This window comes from Paraburkholderia tuberum STM678 (assembly GCF_902833905.1).
Taxonomy (GTDB): domain Bacteria; phylum Pseudomonadota; class Gammaproteobacteria; order Burkholderiales; family Burkholderiaceae; genus Paraburkholderia; species Paraburkholderia tuberum.
Genome location: NZ_CADFGP010000196.1, coordinates 1 through 373, shown reverse-complemented (window position 1 = coordinate 373; position 373 = coordinate 1). Strand labels below are relative to the sequence as shown.

The 373-nt window shown below is 65.4% G+C and carries 1 protein-coding gene; it reads left to right on the top strand.

The annotated features are described in order from the left end of the window. The coding region (locus tag HWY30_RS40915) for a methyl-accepting chemotaxis protein (protein WP_244145228.1) at nucleotides 1-373 on the top strand (373 nt) is incomplete at both ends.

Here is a 373-nt window from a genome sequence, read left to right as displayed (position 1 = left end):
TCTCGAACGAATCGGGTCGCATGGTCGAGATCATCGCGACGATCGAGGGCATCGCATTCCAGACCAACATCCTCGCGCTGAATGCTGCGGTTGAGGCAGCACGCGCGGGCGAGCAAGGCCGCGGCTTCGCAGTCGTCGCGAGCGAGGTGCGCAGCCTCGCGCAGCGTAGCGCGACCGCGGCGAAGGAAATTCGCGAGCTGATCAGTCATGCGGTGGGCAGCGTCGGCTGTGGTGCAACGCTGGTCGAAAACACCGGCTCGACGATTGACGAAGCGCGCGACGCGATCATGCGTGTGACCGGTGTCGTGCAGGAAATCGCTGCGGCCGCGGCGGAACAGAGCGCCGGCATCGACCAGGTGAATCTCGCGGTCAC